The organism is Azospirillum sp. TSH100, assembly GCF_004923295.1.
GTDB lineage: Bacteria > Pseudomonadota > Alphaproteobacteria > Azospirillales > Azospirillaceae > Azospirillum.
In genome coordinates this window covers 205,517-228,894 of sequence record NZ_CP039640.1, presented here as the reverse complement: position 1 = coordinate 228,894, position 23,378 = coordinate 205,517, and the positions used below count along the sequence as shown (strand labels likewise).

General features: G+C 67.5%; 12 protein-coding genes. 6 read left to right on the top strand and 6 right to left on the bottom strand.

Translation table 11 applies throughout. From position 1 onward, the window contains the following. Positions 1–57 precede the first annotated feature (57 nt). Positions 58–7,893 carry a calcium-binding protein gene (locus E6C72_RS30995; protein WP_247882190.1) on the top strand — a complete coding sequence of 2,612 codons (7,836 nt, stop codon included), beginning with the start codon at positions 58–60 and terminating at the stop codon, positions 7,891–7,893. A 201-nt stretch (positions 7,894–8,094) separates the two neighbouring features. Here E6C72_RS30995 and E6C72_RS30990 read toward each other — a convergent pair whose 3' ends face one another. From E6C72_RS30990 to gmd, 3 genes are read right to left on the bottom strand one after another with little or no spacing between them, the layout of a single operon-like run. Further along, the gene (locus E6C72_RS30990; RefSeq protein WP_109085322.1) at positions 8,095–8,523 is read right to left on the bottom strand and encodes a hypothetical protein; all 429 of its coding nucleotides are present in this window, start codon (positions 8,521–8,523) and stop codon (positions 8,095–8,097) included. Between the two features lie 41 nt (positions 8,524–8,564). Beyond that, positions 8,565–9,560 (bottom strand): GDP-mannose 4,6-dehydratase, encoded by a 996-nt coding sequence (locus tag E6C72_RS30985; RefSeq protein WP_109085323.1) that lies wholly within the window; start codon positions 9,558–9,560, stop codon positions 8,565–8,567. 45 nt (positions 9,561–9,605) lie between these two features. Further along, a complete protein-coding gene (gene gmd, locus E6C72_RS30980; protein ID WP_109085324.1) occupies positions 9,606–10,661 on the bottom strand; it encodes a GDP-mannose 4,6-dehydratase in 1,056 nt (351 codons plus the stop codon). Positions 10,662–10,986: 325 nt separating this feature from the next. On the opposite strand from gmd, the gene E6C72_RS30975 reads away from it, so the two are divergent. Genes E6C72_RS30975 through E6C72_RS30965 form a run of 3 tightly spaced genes read left to right on the top strand, consistent with a single transcriptional unit; the run spans position 10,987 to position 14,677 of the window. Beyond that, positions 10,987–12,951: a tetratricopeptide repeat protein gene (locus E6C72_RS30975; protein ID WP_109085325.1), complete on the top strand. Its 1,965-nt coding sequence runs from the start codon at positions 10,987–10,989 to the stop codon at positions 12,949–12,951. Between the two features lie 54 nt (positions 12,952–13,005). Beyond that, on the top strand, positions 13,006–13,764 hold the full coding sequence (locus tag E6C72_RS30970; RefSeq protein WP_109085326.1) for a bifunctional 2-polyprenyl-6-hydroxyphenol methylase/3-demethylubiquinol 3-O-methyltransferase UbiG: 759 nt from the start codon (positions 13,006–13,008) through the stop codon (positions 13,762–13,764). Next, positions 13,757–14,677 (top strand): class I SAM-dependent methyltransferase, encoded by a 921-nt coding sequence (locus tag E6C72_RS30965; protein WP_109085327.1) that lies wholly within the window; start codon positions 13,757–13,759, stop codon positions 14,675–14,677. Before E6C72_RS30970 ends, E6C72_RS30965 begins: the two co-directional genes overlap by 8 nt. Positions 14,678–14,853: 176 nt before the next feature. Here E6C72_RS30965 and E6C72_RS30960 read toward each other — a convergent pair whose 3' ends face one another. Further along, the gene (locus E6C72_RS30960) at positions 14,854–16,467 is read right to left on the bottom strand and encodes a tetratricopeptide repeat protein (RefSeq protein WP_136700890.1); all 1,614 of its coding nucleotides are present in this window, start codon (positions 16,465–16,467) and stop codon (positions 14,854–14,856) included. Positions 16,468–16,663: 196 nt separating this feature from the next. Between E6C72_RS30960 and E6C72_RS30955 the strand changes: the two genes are divergently transcribed. Both E6C72_RS30955 and E6C72_RS30950 read left to right on the top strand, forming a co-directional pair. Beyond that, entirely contained in the window at positions 16,664–18,475 is a 1,812-nt protein-coding gene (locus E6C72_RS30955) for a tetratricopeptide repeat protein (RefSeq protein ID WP_247875638.1), read from the top strand. 200 nt (positions 18,476–18,675) lie between these two features. Beyond that, complete coding sequence (locus tag E6C72_RS30950) at positions 18,676–19,887, top strand: sulfotransferase family 2 domain-containing protein (protein ID WP_109085329.1); 1,212 nt, start codon at positions 18,676–18,678, stop codon at positions 19,885–19,887. A gap of 127 nt (positions 19,888–20,014) precedes the next feature. On the opposite strand, the gene E6C72_RS30945 is transcribed toward E6C72_RS30950, so the two are convergent. Both E6C72_RS30945 and E6C72_RS30940 read right to left on the bottom strand, forming a co-directional pair. Continuing rightward, positions 20,015–21,196, bottom strand: a complete 1,182-nt coding sequence (locus E6C72_RS30945) for a glycosyltransferase family 4 protein (protein WP_109085330.1) — start codon at positions 21,194–21,196, stop codon at positions 20,015–20,017. Between the two features lie 159 nt (positions 21,197–21,355). After that, positions 21,356–23,320 (bottom strand): tetratricopeptide repeat protein, encoded by a 1,965-nt coding sequence (locus E6C72_RS30940; RefSeq protein WP_109085331.1) that lies wholly within the window; start codon positions 23,318–23,320, stop codon positions 21,356–21,358. Positions 23,321–23,378 lie beyond the last annotated feature (58 nt).

Sequence of the window (23,378 nt, the reverse complement as noted above, 5' to 3'; positions counted from 1 at the left end):
TCTGGTACTGACGTCATCACGCTCGGGACCTCCGGTAACACGGTGTCCATCTCGGCGTTGGAAACTCTGATCGGTGCAGGCGGTGCGGGCTTCGATTTCATCACTCTGACTGCCGGCTCTTCCCTGCAGGTTTCGCTGCTGGAAACTCTGGTGGGCAGCAGCTCGACGGACGTGATCTCGGTCGGCACGACCGGCTCGACCATGCTGGTGTCTTTGCTTGAGACGATCACCGGCGGCACGGGCACGGATGTTGTCACGCTGGCCAGCGGCGGCAACACGCTTCTGGTTTCGGCGCTCGAGACGCTGACCGGCGCCGTGGGCTCCGACATCGTCACGCTGGGCACCGTCGGCAACACGCTTCTGGTTTCGGCCGTCGAGACGCTGACCGGCGCTGCGGGTACCGACGTCGTCACGCTGGGCACCGTCGGCAACACGCTTCTGGTTTCGTCCATCGAGACGCTGACCGGCGACACGGGCACCGACATCGTCACGCTGGGCACTGCCGGCAACACCATCCTGGTTTCGGCGCTTGAGACGCTGACCGGCGCCGCGGGCACCGACATCGTCACGCTGGGCACCGCGGGCAACACCCTGCAGATCGTTGCCTTCGAGACGATCATCGGCCAGAACGGCACCGACGTCGTCTTCCTCGGCACGTCCGGCAACACCGTCCTGCTCTCCGGTCTGGAGTCGCTGGCTGGCGCCGCGGGCACCGACATCGTCACGCTGGGCACCGCCGGCAGCACCATGCTGGTCACCCTGCTTGAGACGCTGACGGGCCAGGGCGGCACCGACGTCATCACCCTCGTCGGCACCGGCGCCACCATGCTGGTTTCGGGCCTCGAGACGCTGGCTGGCGCCGGCGGCAGTGACATCATCACCCTGGGCACGTCCGGCAGCACCATCCTGGTTTCGGCGCTTGAGACGCTGACGGGCCAGGGCGGCACCGACGTCGTCACGCTGGGCACCGCGGGCAACACCCTGCTGGTCACCGCGGTCGAGACGCTGACGGGCCAGGGCGGCACCGACGTCATCACGCTGGCTTCGGGCGGCAACACCATCCTGGTTTCGGCGCTTGAGACGCTGACGGGCCAGGGCGGCACCGACATCGTCACCATCGGCACCACCGGCAGCACCCTGCTGGTCACCGCCGTCGAGACGCTGACGGGCCAGGGCGGCACCGACGTCATCACGCTCGCTTCGGGCGGCAACACCGTCACGGCTTCGCTGCTGGAGACCCTGACCGGCGGCGCCGGTTCGGACCTGGTCTTCCTCGGCACGTCCGGCAACACCACCACCGTTTCGGCGATCGAGACGCTGGTCGGCGGTGACGGCACCGACCTCGTCATCGTCGGCACCACCGGCAGCACCCTGCTGGTCCGTGCGGTCGAGACGATCATCGGTCAGGGCGGCACCGACGTCATCACGCTGGGCAACACCGTCAACACGCTGGTCGTGGGCGGCATCGAGACGCTGACCGGCGGCACCGCCAGCGACGTCGTCACCATCGCCACCACCGGCAGCACCCTGCTGGTCTCGGCGGTCGAGACGCTGACGGGCCAGGGCGGCACCGACGTCATCACGCTGGCCTCCAGCGGCAACAGCATCACGGCCTCGCTGCTGGAGACCCTGACCGGCGGCGCCGGTTCGGACCTGGTCTTCCTCGGCACCGCCGGCAACACCACCACCATTTCGTCGGTTGAGACGCTGGTCGGCGGTGCGGGCACCGATGTCGTCACGCTGGGCACCATCGGCAGCACCATGCTGGTGCGCGCGGTCGAGACGATCACGGGCCAGGGCGGCACCGACGTCATCACGCTGGGCGACACCACCAACACGCTGACCGTCGGCGGCATCGAGACGCTGACCGGTGGCACCGCCAGCGACGTCGTCACCATCGCCACCACCGGCAGCACCCTGCTGGTCTCGGCGGTCGAGACGCTGACGGGCCAGGGCGGCACCGACGTCATCACGCTGGCCGCTGCCGGCGCGACGATCCTCGCCAGCCTGGTCGAGACCATCACCGGCGGCGCCGGCTCCGAGCTGGTGTTCCTCGGCACGGCCGGCAACACGCTGACCGTTTCGGCCATCGACATCCTGATCGGCGGCACGGGCACCGACGTCGTCACGCTGGGTACCGCTGGCAACACGGTTCTGCTGCGCGGCCTGGAGACCCTGACGGGCGCTGCCGGCACCGACGCCATCACGCTCGGCGACACCGGCAACACGCTCTCCGTCTCCGCTCTCGAGACGCTGCTCGGCGGTTCCGGCACCGACGTCGTCCTGCTCAGCACCTCGGGCAACACCCTGCTGGTTTCGGGCCTTGAGACGCTGACCGGCGCCGGCGGCACCGACGTCGTCACGCTGGGTTCGGCCGGCAACACCCTGGTCGCCACGGCTCTCGAGACGATCGCGGGCGGTGCGGGCACCGATGTCGTCAACATCGGCACTTCGGGCAACACGCTGCTCGTCTCGGCTCTCGAGACCCTGACCGGCGGTGCTGGCACCGATGTCGTCACGCTGGGTTCGGCTGGCAACACCCTGCTCGCCAACCTGCTCGAGACGGTCGCCGGCGGCACGGGCTCCGATCTGGTCTTCCTCGGCACGGCCGGCAGCACGGCTCTGGTGTCGGGTCTGGAGATCCTGGTCGGCGGCACGGGCACCGACGTCGTCACGCTGGGCACGGCCGGCAACACCGTCCTCGTCCGCGGCATCGAGACCCTGATCGGTCAGGGCGGCACCGACGTCATCACCATCGGTGACACCGGCACCACCATGCTGGCTTCGGGCCTCGAGACCCTGATCGGCGGCGCTGCCACCGACGTGATCTCGCTGGGCACGGTCGGCAACACCCTGCTGGTCTCGGCTCTGGAAACCCTGTCGGGCGCTGCTGGCACCGACGTCGTCACCATCGGTTCGGCCGGCGCCACGCTGCTGGCTTCGGGCCTGGAGACGCTGACGGGCGGCACCGGCTCCGAGCTGGTCTTCCTGGGCACGGCCGGCAACACGCTCTCGGTGTCGGGCATCGACATCCTGATCGGCGGCACGGGCACCGACGTCGTCACCTTCGGCACGGCCGGCAACACGCTGCTGCTCCGCGGCATCGAGACGCTGATCGGCGCCGCCGGCACCGACGTGCTGACGCTGGGCGACACGGGCAACACCGCGTCGGTTTCGCTGTTCGAGACGGTCATCGGCGGCACGGGTACCGACGTCCTCACGATCGGCACCGTTGGCAGCACCCTGTTCGTTTCGGGTCTGGAGACCCTGACGGGCCAGGGCGGCACCGATGTCGTCACCATCGGTTCGGTCCTCGGCAACACCCTGCTGGTGACCGGCATCGAGACGCTGACCGGTCAGGTCGGCACCGACGTCGTCACGCTGGGCACGGTCGGCAACACCATCCTGGTGTCGCTGCTCGAGACCCTGACCGGCGGCACGGGCACCGACGTCGTCACCCTGGGCTCGGTCGGCGGCACGCTGCTGGCTTCGGGTCTGGAGACGATCACCGGCGGCACGGGTTCGGACCTGGTCTTCCTGGGCTCGGCTGGCAACACCCTGCTGGCTTCGGCTCTTGAGTTCCTGATCGGCGGTGCTGGCACCGACGCGATCACGCTGGGCACGACGGGCAACACCGTCATCGTGCGCGGCCTCGAGACGCTGACGGGTCAGGGCGGCACCGACGTCGTCACCATCGGCGACACCGGCACCACCATGCTGGCCTCGGGTCTGGAGACGCTGACGGGCGGTGCGGGCACCGACGCCATCACTCTGGGCACGGTCGGCAACACCCTGCTGGTCTCGGCTCTGGAAACCCTGTCGGGTCAGGGCGGCACCGACGTCGTCACCATCGGTTCGGCCGGCGCCACGCTGCTGGCTTCGGGCCTGGAGACGCTGACGGGCGGCACCGGCTCCGAGCTGGTCTTCCTGGGCACGGCCGGCAACACGCTCTCGGTGTCGGGCATCGACATCCTGATCGGCGGCACGGGCACCGACGTCGTCACCTTCGGTTCGGCCGGCAACACGCTGCTGCTCCGCGGCATCGAGACGCTGATCGGCCAGGGCGGCACCGACGTGCTGACGCTGGGCGACACGGGCAACACCGCGTCGGTTTCGCTGTTCGAGACGGTCATCGGCGGCGCTGCCACCGACGTCATCACGATCGGCACCGCCGGCGGCACCCTGTTCGTCTCGGCTCTGGAAACCCTGTCGGGTCAGGGCGGCACCGACGTCGTCACCCTGGGTTCGGCCGGCAACACCCTGTTCACGACCGCCCTTGAGACGATCACCGGCGGCGCTGCCACCGACGTCGTCGCGCTGGGCACGGTCGGCAACACGCTGCTGGTCTCGGCTCTCGAGACGGTCACCGGCGGCACGGGCACCGACGTCATCACGCTGGGCACGGCGGGCAGCACGCTCACCGCTTCGGCGCTGGAGACGATCGCCGGCGGCACGGGCACCGATTGGGTCCTCCTCGGCGCGGCCGGCAACACCCTGCTGGTCTCGGGTCTGGAACTGCTGGTCGGCGGCGCGGGTACCGAACTGGTCACCCTCGGCACGGTCGGCAACACCATCCTCGTCCGCGGCATCGAGACGCTGACGGGTCAGGGCGGCACCGACGTCGTCACCATCGGCGACACCGGCACCACCATGCTGGCCTCGGGTCTGGAGACGCTGACGGGCGGTGCGGGCACCGACGCCATCACTCTGGGCACGGTCGGCAACACCCTGCTGGTCTCGGCTCTCGAGACGATCACCGGCCAGGGCGGCACGGACGTCATCACCATCGGTTCGGTCGGCGCGACCTTCCTGGCCAATGCTCTGGAGACGATCACCGGCGGCACGGGTTCGGAACTGGTGTTCCTGGGCGCGTCCGGCAACACGGTCACGGTGTCGGCTGTCGACATCCTGATCGGCGGTGCTGGCACCGACGTGGTCACCCTCGGCACGGCCGGCAACACGGTGCTGCTGCGCGGCATCGAGACGCTGACCGGCGGCACGGGCACTGAAGTCATCACGCTGGGCAACACCGGCAACACGCTGGCGATCTCGCTGATCGACACGCTGGTTGGCGGCACGGGCTCCGACGTCGTCAACATCGGCACCACCGGCACCACCATGGTGCTGTCGGCGATCGAGACGCTGACCGGCGGCACGGGCACCGACGTGATCACCCTGGGCTCGACCGGCAACACGCTGGCGATCACCCTGATCGACACCCTGACGGGTGGCGCTTCGACCGACGTCGTCACCCTGGGCACGACCGGCACCACCATGCTGGTTTCGGCTCTGGAGACGGTCACCGGCGGCACGGGCACCGACGTCATCACGCTTGGTACGGTTGGCAACACCCTGCTCGCCAATGCCATCGAGACGATCGCCGGCGGCACGGGCTCCGACCTCGTGTTCCTGGGCTCGTCGGGTAACACCGTCCTGGCCTCGGGCGTCGAGATCCTGGTCGGCGGCACCACCACCGATGTCGTCACGCTGGGCACGGCCGGTAACACGGTCATCCTGCGCGGCCTGGAGACCCTGACGGGTCAGGGCGGCACGGACATCATCACCATCGGCGACACCGGCACCACCATGCTGGTCTCGGCGCTGGAGACCCTGGTCGGCGGTGCGGGCTCCGACGCGATCACCCTCGGCACGACCGGCACCACCATGCTGGTTTCGGCGCTCGAGACGGTGACCGGCGGCACGGGCACGGACGTCATCACCATCGGCACGGTCGGCTCGACCTTCCTGGCCAATGCTCTGGAGACGATCACCGGCGGTTCGGGTTCGGAACTGGTGTTCCTGGGTTCGGGCGGCACGACGGCCCTGGTTTCGGCGATCGACATCCTGATCGGCGGCACCGGCACCGACGTGGTCACCCTCGGCACGGCCGGCAACACGGTGCTGCTGCGCGGCATCGAGACGCTGACCGGCGACACTGGCACCGACGTCATCACGCTGGGCAACACCTTCAACTCGCTGCTCGTCAGCGGGATTGAGACGCTGACCGGCGGTTCGGCTTCGGACATCGTCACGCTGGGCACGGCCGGCAACACGCTGGTGGTGTCGGGCATCGAGACCCTGATCGGCGGCACGGGCACCGACATCGTCACCATCGGCACCGCCGGCGGTACGCTGCTGGCTCTCGGCATCGAGACGCTGATCGGCGGCACGGGCCTTGAGGTGATCTTCACCGGTTCGGCGGGTGCGACCCTGACCGTCTCGGGCGCGGACTTCGTGATCGGCAACACCGGCACCGACGTCCTGACCCTGGGTTCGGCTGGCAACACCACCACGATCCGCGGCATCGAGACGCTGATCGGCGGTGCGGGCACCGACGTCGTGTTCCTGGGTGACACCGGCAACACGATGACGCTCGGCCTGAACGTCGAAGTCCTGGTCGGCGGCACGGCCACCGACGTGCTGAGCATCAGCACTTCGGGCGCCACCCTGCTGACCCGTGCGATCGAGACCCTGATCGGCAGCACCGGCACCGACGTGATCACGCTCGGCGACACGGTGAACACGGTCACCGTGTCGGGCATCGACACCCTGACCGGCGGTGCCAGCACCGACATCGTCTTCACCGGCTCGGCCGGCGTGACGATGACGGCTTCGGGCATCGAGTTCCTGGTCGGCGGCACCGGCACCGACGTCGTCACCCTGGGCTCCTCGGGCAACACCGTCATCACCCGCGGCATCGATACGCTGTCGGGCGGTGCGGGCACCGACTGGGTGTTCCTGGGCGACACCGGCGTCACCATGGCGCTGGGCACCGGCATCGAACTGCTGATCGGCGGCGCTGCCACCGACGTCATCAGCCTCTCCACCTCGGGCAGCACCCTGCTGACCCGCGCGGTCGAGACGCTGATCGGCGCGGCCGGCACCGACGTGGTCACGCTGGGCGACACGCCGAACACGATCACCGTGTCGGGCATCGACACCCTGACCGGCGGTGCGAGCACCGACATCGTCTTCACCGGCTCTGCCGGCGTGACGATGCTGGCGTCTGGCGTCGAGTTCCTGGTCGGCGGCACCGGTTCGGACGTCGTGACCCTGGGTGCGTCGGGCAACACCGTCATCACCCGCGGCATCGACACCATGATCGGTGGTGCGGGCAGCGACCTGGTCCTGCTGGGTGACACCGGCGTGACCATGCGTGCGGAGAGCGGCATCGAGATCATCGTCGGCGGCGCGGCCACGGATGTGGTCAGCCTCGGCGACGGCGGCTCGACGGTCCTGCTGCGCGGCATCGAGACGCTGGTCGGCGGCACGGGCAACGACGTGATCACCACCGGCAACACCGGCGTGACCATGTCGGTCTCGGGCGTCGAGACGCTGATCGGCGGCCTGGGCACCGATGCGATCACGGTGACCAGCGGGTCGATCCGCTTCCAGGGTGGTACTGGCGACAGCATCAGCCTGGCGTCGGGCAGCGGCACCGATACGGTGGTGTACTCGTCCTTCAGCGACATCGCTGCACTGGGCGCGAACACCGGCTTCATCTCGGTGTCGAACTTCCAGTCGGGCACCGACAAGGTGCAGCTGACGGATGCCGCCCGGACGACGGCGGACAAGAATGGCGACGCTTCGCTGACCACGGCGACCGCGGCGACCAACGGGGTGAGCATGACCAACGAACTGGTCAGCCTGTCCTCGGCGGTCAGCGGCAGCCTGACGGATGCGAACCTGGCCAACTTCCGTACGGCTCTGGGTACGCTGACGAACTCGTCGGCTGGTGCGGGCACGCTGGTTCTGGCCAACAACGGCACCAGCTCCGCTCTCTACCAGGTGGTCGACACCAACGGCGACGGCCAGGTGGCCGCGTCCGAGGTGCGTCTGCTCGGCGTCTACAACAGCACGGTGCTCTCGCTCTCCGACATCAACCTCGGTTGATCCGGCGACAAAGCATCGCGGTAAAAGGAAAGGGCGCCCGCAAGGGCGCCCTTTTCTTTTGAGGATGGCGTGGCCGATCGGCTCTTTACCTCGGCCATGCCGGGTCTGTCGGACAAAAGAAAAGGCGGCAGCCGGGAAAACCGGTTGCCGCCTTTCGCTACAGGACCTCCCGCCGTCGGATGGGGAGGGCAGGGGGTGGGATCAGTGGGCGGGTTGGGCCGACAGGCGGTCCACCAGGCGCAGGATGCCCTGGGCCAGCCGGATGATGGCCGGCGAACCGATGAACAGCTCGCGCAGGGCGTCGCCTTCGCCGAAGCGCAGGACGAAGCCGTTCGGATTGAAGACCACGGCGACCTTCGCGGTCTCCGACAGGACATGCTGGGTCCGTCCCTGGAACACCGCGTCCAGGATCGACCGTGCCAGCTCGCGCGCGTCTTCCTCCGGCAGGGTGGCGATTTCCGGCGCCAGCCTGCTTTCATTGAACAGGAAGACGCCCTCCATCCGGACGGCGCCGTCCTGTGCCGATCCTTCTTCGGTCAAGGCGATGTGGGACAGGAACTTGCCGTCGGGAAACAGGACGGTGCGGTCGTCGACCTCGACATTGATGACCAGCCTGCTTTTGGCGGACATGGGGTGTGTTCTCCGGGACGGAGGGGATTTGTGAAAACGGATCAGTCGGCGACGCGGCGCGCCATCTCGGCATCAGCCAGTCCGACCACCACGTCGGCCATCCGGCGTTCGGCACGCCAGCCCAGCATCCGTTCCGCCTTGGCGGGGTTGCCGACGCTGAAGGCGATGTCCGACGGGCGCAGCAGGGCGGCATTGCCATGGACATGCCGGCGCCAGTCAAGCCCGAAATAGGAAAAGGCCTGTTCGACGAAGTCTTCCAACCGGTGCGCCTCGCCGGTGGCGATCACGAAATCCTCGGGCTGGTCATGGGCCAGCATGCGGGCCATGGCATCGACATATTCCGGTGCCCAGCCCCAATCGCGGGCGATCGACAGCGTTCCCAGTTCCAGGCTGTCGGCCTTGCCTTCGGCGATGTCGGCGGCGCCGCGGATGATCTTCTGGGTGACGTAGCGAACCGGCCGCAGCGGCGATTCATGGTTGAACAGGATGCCGGAGCAGGCGAACAGCCCATAGGCCTCGCGGTAGTTGGCGACCGCCCAGTAGGCCGCCGCCTTGCCCACGCCATAGGGGCTGCGGGGATGGAACGGGGTCGATTCGTCTGCCGGAGCGCTGGTGTTGCCGAAGCATTCGCTGGACGACGCATTGTAGAAGCGCGCATCGAGATTCAGGAAGCGGATCGCTTCCAGGATGTTGATGGTGCTGTTGATGGTGCTGTTCAGCGTCTCGACCGGCTGGTCGAAGGACAACCCGACCGAGGCCTGGCTGGCGAGGTTGTAGATTTCGGCCGGGCGGACCCTGGCGATCACCTCGACCACGCTGCGGAAGTCGGTCAGCACGGTGGAATGAAGCACGACCCGGCCGAAGATGCCGAGCCGCCGCAGGTTGGCGAAGCTCGACATCTCCCGGTCGCGCGAGGTGCCGTGGACCGTATAGCCCTTGCCCAGCAGAAGCTGGGCGAGATAGGCGCCGTCCTGACCCGAAACGCCGAAGACCAGCGCGGTCTTCGGTTTGCTCCGGGTCGTCGTTCCGATGATCATGAACAGCGCCCTATCGGTCGCGGTGCAGCGGTCGCGGAAGCGGGATCAGCGGTGATCGTCGCCGTTGGCTGCCAGCCGCATGTCCGATTCGACCATGTCCCGTACCAGATCGCGGAAAGCGGTGGTGTGGGTCCAGCCCAGCTTCGCGCGCGCCTTGCTGGGATCGCCCAGCAGCAGGTCGACTTCGGTCGGGCGGAAATAGCGCGGATCGATGCGGACCACCACCTTGCCGGTCTTCTGGCAGATGCCTTCCTCGTCCACGCCCTCGCCGCGCCACTCAATCCCGCGGCCGATATGGCCGAAGGCCAGTTCGACGAACTCGCGCACCGAATGGGTCTCGCCGGTGGCCAGCACGTAATCGTCGGCCTCATCCTGCTGCAGGATGCGCCACATGCCCTCGACATAGTCGCGGGCGTGGCCCCAGTCGCGCTTGGCGTCCAGGTTGCCCAGATACAGGCAGTCCTGGCGGCCATGCTCGATCGCCGCCACCGCACGGGTGATCTTGCGGGTGACGAAGGTCTCGCCGCGGGTCGGGCCCTCGTGGTTGAACAGGATGCCGTTGCTGGCATGCATGCCGTAGGCCTCGCGGTAGTTCACCGTGATCCAGTAGGCATACAGCTTGGCGGCGGCATAGGGGCTGCGCGGGTAGAAGGGCGTGGTCTCGCGCTGCGGCGTCTCCTGCACCTTGCCGTAAAGCTCCGAGGTGGAGGCCTGATAGAAGCGCGTGGTCTTCTCCAGACCCAGGATGCGGATCGCTTCCAGCAGGCGCAGGGTGCCGATGCCATCGGCATTGGCGGTGTATTCCGGCGTCTCGAAGCTCACATGGACGTGGCTCTGGGCCGCCAGATTGTAGATCTCGGTCGGCTGGATCTGCTGGACCAGACGGATCAGGTTGGTGCTGTCCGTCAGGTCGCCGTAATGCATGAAGAAGCTGACATCCTCCTCATGCGGGTCGCGGTAGAGATGCTCCACCCGCCCCGTGTTGAAGGACGAGGACCGGCGCTTGACGCCGTGGACGACATAGCCCTTCCCCAGCAGAAGCTCGGCAAGATACGCGCCATCCTGGCCGGTGGCGCCGGTGATGAGGGCAACTTTGCGCAAAGGACCGACCCTTGATCTGTACGGGGTTGATGATCGGGCACTATCGTCAAGTCATCCAACGAAGGCAAGGCCCTTGGTTTTTCGCCTTTTGAGGGTTCCGAGGACAATGTCGAGACCGATCGAAGATGTGCGGGACATGGCACGAACGCTGTTGATGCGTTCAACCTGGGGCGATAGGGTGCGCCCCGAACAGTCTGGGCCTTTCCCGGGGCGGTTCCATGGGGATGTTTCCGGGAGATGTTCCCGGGTGGATGTTCCCGGGTGGAGCGGTCGGGTTGGAACGGCTCCCCGGCCGCGTCGCCCCGGCCTCACCGCGTGGATCACCATGGCAACCGTTGCCGAAGCATTGCAGATCGCTGTTGGATTGCAGCGTTCCGACCGTCTGGGCGAAGCGCGCGATCTGTATCTGCGGATACTGGAGGTCGATCCGCGCAACGCCACGGCCTTGCATCTGCTGGGGTTGATCGAGCGTCGGGAAGGGCGCCGGGACAAGGCGCTGGAACTGATCCGCAGCGCGCTGGAGATCGCCCCGGAGATGGCCGACGCCTGCTGCAACCTCGCCTCCACCCTGTCCGAGCTGGGCCGGATCGACGAGGCGGCGGCGGCGCAGCGCCGGGCCCTGGCGATCGATCCGGCATTGGAGCCGGCTCATCATGGCCTCGCCTCCCTGCTGTGCGGACGCGGCGGCCCGCGCGACTGGGCTGCGTCGGCCGCGTCCTTTCGCCGCGCGCTGCGCCTTGCTCCCCAGCGTCCCAACCTCTACCACGATCTGGGCATCGCGCTGCGCCAGGGCGGGGCGTCCGATGCCGGCGCCGTGGCTCTTGCCTTGGGCAGCCAACGCAACGCGCTCGCCCTGCAGCCGGACTTCGCCGCCGCCCACATGAACCTCGGCAACCTGCTGGTCGAACTCGGCCGGCTGGACGAGGCGCTGGTCTGCTTCCGCCGCTCGCTCACCATCGAGCCGGAGCAGGGCGGCGCCCTCTACAATCAGGGCAACGCCCAGCATGCCGCCGGATTGGCCGAGGCTGCGGTCGACAGCTATGTCCGCGCGGCGCGCGCCGGCGTCAACCTGTCGCTGACCCGGCTGGCCGACGTGCTGACCGGCTTGGGTCGCGAAGGCGAGGCGGAGCAGGTGCTGCGGCTGGCGTTGACCAGTCCGGGCAGCGACGTGGCCGGCGCCATCGACATGTTGTCGGCCCTGCTGGTCCGCCAGGGACGTTACGAGGACTCGCGGCGCTTCTTCGCCGACTACCGCTATCCCCACCTCGCCGACCCCAACGCCTTCCGCATCGAATGCCTGACCGCCATCGCCGAAAGCTGGCTGGCAGCCGGCGAGATCGACCGGGCGGTGGAGGTGCTGGCCGGCGTCCACGGCCATGGCAGCCGCTTCTTCACCGTGAAGTCGATCGCCGGGTTGCAACAGGTCCTGGCCCGGCAGGGCCGGCGGCTGGAACGGCCGGCAAACCCCGATCCGTCGCAGCCGCGCATCTGTTCCTCGACGCTGGCCACCCACGGGCGCTTCGCCCACAACGTGCTGGAATATGTGCTGCTGCGGCTCTATGCCGAGAAATTCGGCTACCGGCTGGAGACGCCGGACTGGGTCGGGGGGTATTACTTCGACCTCGACGACCCCAGGCCCGGCGGCGGGCTGAAGCCGATGCATTTCGCCCGGCGCATCCTGAACGATCTGGTGACCGGGCGGCGCGACGATCCGCGTCCGGACGTCGACATCCTCTCGCCCCTGTTCCTCTTCGAGCATCGCGAGGAGTGGCGTGAGCGGGTGCGGTCCTGGCTGCGGCCCCGGCCGGACTGGCTGCCCTATGTCGATCCGGTGATGCAGGCGCTCAAACAGCGTGGCAACACGGTGGTGGCGCTGCACATCCGCCGCGGCGACTTCGTCTGGTTCCGCTACACCATCACCGAGACCTCCTGGTACGTCGACTGGCTGAAGGCGCTGTGGCCGACGCTGGACCGGCCGGTGCTCTACATCGCCACCGACGACCCGGCGACCATCGCCGACTTCGCGGAGTTCGCGCCGGTCTCGCTGGCCGATTTGACTGGGGCCGATCTGGCGAGGGAGGGGGCGGTGCAGCCGTGGAAGGGGCTGGAGTTCCTGCAGGACTTCCATGTCCTGATGAACGCCGACGTGCTGGGCGTCAGCGCCCAGAGCGGCTACAGCCAGCTGGCGGCCCTGCTGAACCGCAACGCCCAGCTGTTCGTCGAGCCGGATGCGGCGGCGCGGCGGATCAGGCCCTATTCCCCCTGGACGGCGTCGTCCGAGACCCCTTAAGACCACCACCATCACGACCAAAGCGACGCCCTCAGTGGGCGGGAGGGCAGCCCCATGGATCTCGCGACCAAGGAATTCTACGACGACTTCTGGCCCCGTTTCGTGCCGATCTACGACGAGACCAAGAAGTACATGCTGGAGACGCTGACCGAGCGGCAGATCGGCCGGGCGCTCGATGCCGGCTGCGGCCACGGCATCTGCTCCGTCATCCTGTCGGAAATGGCGGAACAGGTGGTATCGGTCGACGTGTCGTCGGACAGCCTCGCCACCGCCCGCCAGCAGGCCCAGCGCTTCGGCCGCGACAACATCGAGTTCCATCACCAGGACCTGCAGGAACTGGACACGGACCTCGGTCCGTTCGATCTGGTCTGGTGCTGGGGGGTGGCGATGATGGCGCCCGACCCGATGAAGGTCATGCGCAACCTGATGGCCGTCACCAAGCCGGGCGGCACCGTCTATCTCGGCCTCTACCTGAAGACCTGGCTGTCGCCGGTGCATGAGGGCGTGCGCCACTTCTGCCGCGCCTACATGGACACGCCGGCCCGGCGCAAGCTGGTCGGCGGCTTCTTCACCGGGCTGACCAAGGTCGCCTGCCTGTTGAAGGGACAGGAGATCAACCGCCGTGCCGACAACGTGTCGATCCAGGCCCAGGTCGAGGACTGGTACTACCCGCCCTACAAGACCTTCTATTCGATCGGGGAGATCATTGCGCTGTTCGAGCGCAACGGCTTCAAGGCCGAGTGCATCCAGGACCGGCTGGGCCGGATGAAGAGCGCCACGATCTTCGTGATCCGGGCGACGAAGAATGCCTGAGGCGGCGGCGGGACGGGAGGATCGGACGGCTTCCCCCGACTGGGAGGAACTGGGCCGGCTGCTGTCCCGCGGCTACATCGACAGCGGCTTCATCGGTGGCGTCACCCGCGTGCCGGTTGCCGATGTCGTGCGCGACATGCTGTCGGAGGCCCGGGCCGACGAGCAGGTGGCGGAACTGCGGCGCACCGCCGCTGCCGCCGGGGTCGATGCGGACAAGGCCCGCATCCTGGAGGTCGGGTCGGGCTGCGGCATGACCGTGGTGCGCGGCCGCACGGCGCATGGGCTGGACATCCACGGCATCGAGCCCAGCATGGGCGAATACAGCTCCACGCTGGATGTCTGCCGCCGGCTGATCGACCATTACGGCCTGCCGGCCGACGCGGTGCGCGACGCCACCGGCGAGGCGATTCCCTTTTCGGATGCCAGCTTCGACATCGTCTACTCCTCCAACGTGTTGGAGCATGTCGGCGACCCGGCGGCGGTGCTGGACGAGGCGCTGCGCGTGCTGAAGCCGGGCGGGCTGCTGCTGATCGTCGTGCCCAACTACGGCTCCTGGTGGGAGGGGCATTACGGCATCCTGTGGCTGCCGCGGATGCCGGCCGGGCTGGCGAAGCTCTATGTCCGGCTGTTCGGCCGCGACCCGTCCTATGTCGACACCCTCAACCTGATCGACCGCCCCTGGTTCGACCGCTGGCTCGGCCGCCATCCCGGCAGGCTGGAGGTGCTGGACTGGGGCTGGGGCGTCTTCGAGCAGCGCCTGCGCACCCTGGGCTTTGGTGATTGGGCGGCGTTGTCGGTCGCCAAGCGCATCGTCACCTTCGTCCACCGCTCCGGCCTGCTGGAGCCCGCGATCTGGCTCGCCCGCCGTCTGCACTGGGAAACCCCCATCATCTTCGCGGCGCGCAAGCGCTGAGCAGGACCGCACGCCGGCGTCCCGTCCTGCCGCGGTGGATTTTTCAGCCTGCGCTTATCCCCGTTCCTGCTGCGTGATAGAAAGACCTGTCCGCCGGCCGGACCTTTGGAACAATGGAACAGGCGCCTATTTCTGTTCCACGGTGTTCCAAATGTTCCACCACACCGTCAGCCGACTTACGGCAGCAGGTCCGGCGGCAGACCGGCGGCCTTGGCCTCGGCGGCGCGGGCGAGGTCATGGGCGATGCTGGCCATCGAACCGGACCAGTCCCACTGGCGGTCCTGGCGGTAGATGCGCAAGGACGGGTACCAGATGCTCTTCTCCGCATCGTTCATCCAGCGCCAGTCCATCCGGTAGGGCGCCGGCAGCCAGGTCGGGACGCCCAGCGCCCCGGCGACATGCAGGACGGAACTGTCGATGGCGATGACCAGATCCAGCGTCTTCATCACCGCCGCGGTGTCGAGGAAGGCGTCCGGCCCGGCGTCGAAATCCGCACCCAGCCGGTGGAGCAGCGCCTCGTCGGCATCCGCCAGGCGCTTGGCGGCATTGTCCTGCTTGTGCAGGTTGACCAGGCTGACGCCGGGGATGGCGGCCAACGGGCGGACGAACTCGAAGGGGACGGAGCGCCTGGGGTCGGCGTCGCGGGTGGCGTCGCCGTTGCTCCAGCACAGCCCGACGCGCAGGCCGCCCAGCCCGGCCAGCCGTTCCGTCCACAGCCGCACCCGTTCGGGATCGGCCGACAGATAGGGGCGGTTCGGCACGCTGTCGGCGGTCGACCCGAGCAGATGGGGCAGGCTGAGGCACATCGCACGGGCCCGGATGTCGGGCATGTGCTCCGGGTTGAAGCGGATGTTGCCGGGATTGGGTACGGTCGCCAGCAGGCGCTGCAGCCGCGGCGGACAGACCACGACCACCTCGCCGCAGATGCGGGCGACCTGCGGCACGAAGCGGATGAAATGGATCATGTCGCCCCAGCCGCCCTCGGCGGCCAGGGCCACCGTGTCGTCGGGCAGCGGCCGGCCGTCCCAGACCGGGATCGGGTTGCCGTCGGCCCGGAACCAGACATTGTTCTTGCGCGCTTCGAAATCGGCCATGCCGCCGACGAAATCGCCGAGCCGCATCCGGTTGATGCCGGCGATGTGGCGGGCGTCGGTCATGGTCGGCTGCAGGCGCAACGCCCGGCGGCAGGCCGCCAGGGACTCCGACGCGCGGGCCATCTCCTCCAGCACCAGGGCGACCTGCAGATGGGCCACCGGGTTGCCGGGCCCCAGCATGACCGAAGCCTGGGCGTTGCGCAGCGACTCTTCGAACTCCGCCCCCTGCGAGGCGGAATCGAGCAGCAGGGCCTCGCTGAGGGCGATGCGGGTTTCCAGATGGTCCGGACGCAGCACCGCCGCCCGCCGCAGCGGTCCGGCGGCCTCCTGCCGCCGCTCCTGCCGCAGCAGGGTGCTGCCCAGCTGGTACAGGGGCTCGGCATCGTCGGGAAGTTCCGCAGCCAGCTGGCGAAGCAGGATCATGGCGCCGGCATGGTCGCCGATCCCCTGCAAGGTGCGGCACAGATTCTGCCGTACGGCGGTGAAGCCGGGAGCCAGCCTCAGCGCCCGGCGCATCAGAGCCACCGCGTCGTCGGTCCTGGCGAACCGCTTTTCCACCAACCCCAGCAGTTGCAGCCCGTCATACTGGGCGGGATCGACGGCGAGTGCCTTGCGGTACAGCTGCCGGGCTTCGTCCAGCCGGTCGGTCTGGTGGGCCTCGACGGCGGGGATGAGAAAGGACTGCGGCTGGATCATGGACGGGCTCGCGAAGGGCAGGGTGCCTTTATGGCCGTTGGACGGCGCCGATTGCAATTCCGGAAGCCCTTCCGGGCAGGCGGACCGCCACCGGTTGACCCGAAAAAACATGCCGTGCTATGGCCGCGAACCGGAAGACCGCATTCTTCGTCCGCCTTCCGGCCTTTTCCCCGCAAAGCCAGTGGATAGCCGCTTCATGGGTCAAGACATCGCGCGCGCCATAGAGCATTACCGGGCCGGTCGCCGCGACGACGCCCTGGCCCTGGCAGAACAGGTTCTGCGCGAGGCCCCCGGCGACAGCGGGGCTCTCAACCTTGCCGGCGTCATCCTGTACGAGCTGGGCCGCCTGGACGAGGCGGTGGAGCGGCTGTCGGGCCTGGTGGCGCTCGATCCCTCCTTCTTCCAGGCGCGCATCAATCTGGCGGTGGTGCAGCAGGCGAGGGGCGCGCGGATGGAAGCCGTCGCCCAGTTCCGCATGGTTGCGGCCCTGGTGCCGGACCAGCTGGAGGTGCAGGACCGGCTGGGCAGCCTGCTGCATGGTTTGGGCGATCATGACGGGGCGTTGCGCCATCTGCGCCGCGCCGTCAGGCTCGCCCCCAACGACCCCGACCGCCGGGTGCTGCTGGCGGTGTCGTTGATGTCGAACGGCGCTCATGCCGAGGCAGCCGCGATCCTGTCCGACGTGCTGGCGCGGCAGCCCGGCCATGCCGATGCCCGTGGCCATCTGGCCACGGCCTGGCTGTCGTCCGGCCGGCCTGACCTGGCGGAGGCGGTGCTGGCGGAAGGCGGTGCCGTGACCGGCGAGGCGGCGAACACCCTGGCCCGTGCCCGTCTCTACCGCCGGATCGCCGAAGAAGCCGGCCGGCCGCAGCTTCCCCACGGGCTGCTGGTGCGCGCGCCCTTCTCGGTTCTGTCGGGCTACGGCGACTTCGCCCAGCATTTCGTGCGCAGCCTGATGGAGCGCGGGCAGACGCTGCGGCTGGCCGGGCTGGCGGGCGAGGAGAGCTGGCGCCCCTCCTTCGCCGACCCGATCCTGCAGGCGGCGGCGCGGCGGCTGGATGCGCCGGTACGGCCCCGTCTGGCGCTCAGCGTGCTGACCCCGCCGCTGGTCGAGCCGATCCCCGGCGTGCCGACCGTCAATTACACCATGTTCGAAGGGCCGCGGATCCCCGCCGTCTTCGCCCTCTGCAATCGGGCGCATGATCTGGTGATCGTGCCGACCGAATCCTCCCGGCTGGCCTGGATCGCCGCCGGCCATCCGGAGGACCGCATCCGCGTCTGTCCGCCCGGCATCGCCCCCAACCCGGCGGACGCCGGGGCCCGGCCGCTGCCCATCATGGGGTCGCGCGGCCGGGGCGTGATGGAGTATCGGGTCCGCGTGCTCAACATCTCCGACTTCGTTGCCCGCAAGAACCTGGACGGGCTTCTGCGGGTCTGGCTGCGCGCCACCCGCGCCGATGACGACGCGATCCTGATCCTGAAGGTGGGCAAGGGTGGCTCGTCCCTGGTCGGCGAGGTTCGCCGGCTGCTGGAGCAGGGCATGCGCGCCACCGGCCGCCGGATGGAGGCGGCGGCTCCCATCGCGCTGCTCACCGACCGCTACGACGAGCAGGGTATTGCCTGCCTCTACGCCATGGCGACCCATTATTTCAGCCTGTCGCACGGCGAGGGCTGGGACCTGCCGATCACCCGGGCGGGCTGCCTGGGCGCCGGCCTGATCGCTCCCAGGCACAGCGCCTATACCGCTTACCTGAACGATGAGGTCGCCCACCTGATCCCCTGCACGACCGGTCCGGCGCTGATGCCCTACAGCAGCGCCTATTACCCGGCTTTCCACGGGCTGGACTGGTGGCACCCGGATGAGGATGCGGCGGCAGAGATCCTGTCCCGTGTCGTCCGCAACCCCGAGGCCGAGCGCCGGGATGCCGCCCGCCACCTTACGGAAACCTTCACCTGGGATGCCGCCGCCCGTCGCCTGCTCGACGTCCTGGATGAGGTGAGGCGATAATGGCTGGCTTCCGCAAGGTGCAGGGTGAAAGCCTCCCCAGAGCTTTGCGGGGAGCGCCGCCCGGCCCCTTCACGGTCCGCCCTCCTCCTGAGATATAAGCGCAGGGAACCTTTTCGCACTTTTCAAGGGGGTGAAGAATATTCTATCTTTTCTAGAGAGATGGATGGATTTCCACCATCTAAAGATATGGTGGTAGAGCAATGAGGTTTGATAAGGATTATTCGGACAATAATTCAAACCATGACCGGTTGGTGTTTCTTCACATAGCAAAAACAGCTGGAACAACCCTTGACCATATTCTGAGGGAAAATTTCCTGCCTAATGAAGTCTGCCCAGAAAGGTTATCTGGTATTTCTGCGTGGTCACCACGAAATTTGTTGAAGTACAAATATTTCTCCGCCCACGACAGTTTCGATAGATTCAGCACTTACATTCCGAAGCCTTTCCAGATGGTGACGGTTCTTCGTGAGCCTGTCGATCGTCTCATTTCTCAGTATTTGTATTGGAAAAGTCATACCGACAGTCATGTCGAAGAGAACAACCTCCATTACCCTCGGCTTGCAAGAGAGTATGCATTAAAAGAGTTTCTGAAGTTCCCAATTCCTCTCCTCCGTACTTTGACCGAAAATGTCACGGCAAGGTACCTGACCGATCATACAATGAAAAATGATTGGGAGCTTTGGCGGGATGGTGACGATCAAGAGATGCTCGATCGTGCTTTGCGAAACCTTGAAAAGATAGATGTCTACGGCATCGCGGAGTTCATGGATGAGTCGATCGACGTCATATGCCGTCATTTCAATATAGCGGTTCCTGCCGTTATCCCGCGGCTGAATGAGACAAGAAACAACAATCTCGATGGAACAGCGTGTTTCGAGGAAATTGAAGACCTTAAGATCGATGATGAAACGGAAGAGCTTCTGGTAAAGCTGAACCGTCTCGATACGATTATCTACAATGAGGCTGCCAAGCCCTTCATTGAGAGAGCGAAAAAGGATGGAAGACGACTCTCCGGCATCAATTCAGCCTGCGGCCGGACCATCGCTCAGTATGCCAGGACCGTCTTCATGGCTGAGCCGGGCGAGGTCGGGTTCCTCATCTTCGGGCCATACATCCGCCTGAGGAGAGGGAATTACACGATCACTGTGGAAGTGAAGCTGTCAGACCTTCCCAACGGTTTGGACGATGCTCATGAAATCGGCTTTATCGACGTCTCTTCGGAAAAAGGCACTGCGGTTCATGCCCATCGGGCGATACGTCTGGGTGATGTGACAGGTGAGGGTTATCAAAGGATCCGCGTCGATTTCTCTTTGAACAGGACGGCAATCGATCTTGAGGTGAGGACCTATACATCAGGAGTTTGCAGGTTCTCTGCAAATCGGGATGTTCGTCTTCATGAGAGGGATGCCTGATACTCTTCCGTGCAGTGCGGTAGAGCCGCGATCCCGGCTTTCGCAGTGTTGGTCGCAGGAAGGCGACACGGAGGAATGGCGGCGCCCGCCATCGGCGGGCGCCGTTGGAAACCGGTCTCGGAGGATTCTACTGGATCGCGCTGACGAACGCCTCGGCAAAGGCCCGCCACGTGCGTTCGGTGCGGATGAAGGCTTTGGCGCGGGCGGCGCGGGCCTTGGCGGCGGCGCGGTCGGCGTAGAGGCGTTCCAACGCTTCCACCAGTTCGTCGACCGAGGATTCACCCCAACCGAAGCGGCTGCCGTCGCGGTCGGCGACCGGGACCTGCCGGTCCAGCGTCAGGCACAGGTCATCGCCCTGGGTCGGGCTTTTCAGCAGGTCGCGGTGGCCGGTGTTGTTGGACAGCACCACCGGCACGCCGCAGGCCATCGCCTCCATGGCGACCAGGTTGGTCGCCCCCTCGCAGCGGTTGGGGAAGACGGCGGCGTGGCAATCGGCCAGCACGCCGGCGATCTGGTGGCGGCCGAGGAAGCCGAGGTCGACGAAGCCTTCCTCGTCGGCGCCGTTCTCCAAGGCCCAGCTCTTCACGTCGACCATGTTGTTGGGCAGGATGCGCGGAGGCTTCGGCGCCAGGGGTGATTCCGCCATGGTCATGCCGACCTCCGGCCAGGCGTTCTGCCAGGCGGTGACGAGCAGCGCGTCGGGATGGCGCTGACGGAAGGCGCGGAAGGCGGCCAGCACGATGTCCTGGCCCTTGCGGAACTCCAGCTTCCCGCCGGAGAAGATGACGAACCGGTCGCCGAACCGGCCGCTCGGCTCCGCCTCCACCATCTCGGTCGGGTCGATGCCCTGGAAGGCGAGGCCGATATTGTCGAAGCCCCAGATCTCCAGCAACTGCCTGTTGTAGGTCGAATGCACGACGATGCGGTCGTACTGGCGGGCGCGCGCCATCACCTCGGGCGTGAAGCGGGTTTCCTCATAGGCGATGACGCCGATGTTGCGCCGGCCGCGGAAGCGCCCCGACGGGCCACCGGCGGTGAAGCCGTTGCCCAGCGCGTGCAGGACGTCGAATTCCTTCAGCAGCAGCATGTGGCCCTTGGCATTGTCGGCCATGGCGGTGACCTGCTGATAGGGGCCCTCCAACGATTGCAGCCTGGCGCGGTTCTCCGGGCGCAGGGTTCCCATCAAAGGCTTTTCAAGCAGCAGCGGCGGCCGGCCCATGTCGGCGAGGTAGAGGGCGGTGTGGACACCCACCAGTCCCCAGCCGTGGACCTCCGTGAGCTGCCAGGTGAAAGCCAAGTTCGGAATCATGATGGGAAACCCTGTTCTGGCCGCCCGCATCGGCGGTCCCTGTCGGCAGGCGCCGGGACGGCTGCCGGGCGGACGATCCCGTGCCGGGACGGCGCTTGTCAAGTCGGCCGGCACCCTGCGATGCCGCCACTCCATGACCGGCCCGCCAGGGCCGGCCGGTCAGGCTGTGCGCGCCAGCCAGTCGCGCCATATCGCGCGGTAGGCGGCCTCGACCCCGCGGGCAAAACCCTTGTAGTCGGTCAGCGGGGCGGTGTTCAGCCGGTCGCGCATGGTCCGGCGCAGCCCGCCCAAGCGCTCCGGGTCTCCGGCGAGCGCCACCGCGGTGGCGATGTAGCCGGCCTCGTCGGATGCCACCAGCTCGGTCAGGCCGCAATGAGTCAGCAGGCTGGCGCCGACGCGGGCGACGTGGTTGGCACCCGTCACCGTCACCACCGGCACGCCCATCCACAGCGCCTCGCAGGTGGTGGTGGTGCCGTTGTAGGGGAAGGGGTCGAGCCCGATGTCGATGCGGTCGTAGGCGCGCAGGTGCCCATCGGCGGCGTCGATGCGGGCCAGCAGCTCGACGCGGCCGGCATCGATCCCGAACTGGACGAAGGTGTTCAGGTAACGCCGGCGCGTTTCCTCGTCGCCCATCTGCGCGCTCTTGACGATCAGGCGGGAGTTCGGCACGCGCTTCAGGATCTCCGACCAGACCCGCACCACCTCTCCGGTAACCTTGGAGGTGTTGTTGAAGGAGCCGAAGGTGACATGGCCGTTGGCCCTGAACGGCGGCTCGGCCGGCGGGGCGACATCCACCGGCGGGCGGTAGCTGTGGAAGCCGTGGGGCAGCCGGACGATGCGCTCGGCGCTCAGCCGGTCCGCCTCGCCCGGCGGTTCGGTGACGGCGTCGCTGAAGCGCCAGTCGATGGCGCGCATGCCGGTGGTGTCGGGATATCCCAGCCAGCTCACCTGGACCGGCGCCGGCTTGCGGGCGAACAGGGTCAGCCGGTTGTTGGCGGTGTGGCCGGTCAGATCGACCAGGATGTCGATGCCGTCCTGCTCGATCAGCGTGGCGGCGCGGGCGTCGTCCATCCCGACCAGCGACCGCCAGCCCCCGGCCAGCCCCTTCAGCCGTTCGGTGACCACGTCCGAGCGTGTGGCCGCATGGTAGCAGAACACGTCGAACCGATTGCGGTCATGCTCCTGGATCAGCGGCTCGGCGAAGAAGGCGACGGAATGGGCGCAGAAGTCGGGCGAGACGTAGCCGATGCGCAGGCGGCGTTCGGGATCGCGCGGGTTGGCGTGGCGCTTGCCGGCGGGCAGCAGCGGGTCGGCATGGCGCTGTGCCCAGGCCACATGCGCCTTGAAGATGGTCTCCGGCGGGACGGCCGGCGTGTAGTGCAGTGCCAGTAGCAGGTTCGAGTGCATCAGGGCATGGCTGGGATGGGCCTCCAGCCCCTTCTGGAAGACGCCGATCGCCTCCTCGATGCGCCCCATCTCCTTCAGCGTCTCGCCCAGATTGTTCCAGGCCTCGGCCGATTTCGGGTCGGCCTTCAGCGCGGCGACGAAGCATTCCACCGCGCGGGCCAGCTCTACTCCACCCTTGTGCAGGTCGCCCAGGTTGCACAGCGCCGCCGCCATGTCGGGCTTCAGACGCAGCGCCTCGCCATAGGCGGCGCGGGCGCCGTTGCGGTCGCCGCGGTTGCGCAGGATGTTGGCCAGGTTGAAATGGGCCTCTGCATAGTCGGGCTTCAGCCGGATGGCGGCGCGCAGAGCCTCCTCCGCCTCGGTGACGCGGCCCATGTCGAGCAGCAGGCAGCCGTGGTTGCTGTGGACGAAAGGATCGGCCGCGTTGCGGGCGAGCGCCCGGCGGTAGCAGCCCAGCGCCTCCTCCCAGTCGCCGCGGGCGCGCAGGATGATGGCGAGGTTGTTGTTGGCGTTGGGGTGGCCCGGGTCGGCGGCCAGCACGGCCCGGTAGCCGGCCTCGGCCTCGGCAGTCCGGCCTTCCCGGTGCAGGGTCAGCGCCCGGCCGAACCCGGCCTCGGCCCCAGGTGCCTCAGCTGCCGTGATCCGGGCGGCGGGCAGGGGAGCAGGCTGGGGGGCCGGGCGTTTCGCCTTGGCCTGCTTGCGTGAAGGCTTTTTCATCGGGCTGACCGCTTGGCGTTATGTTTTTGTCGGCAAAGAACCATCCCATCGGTCGATA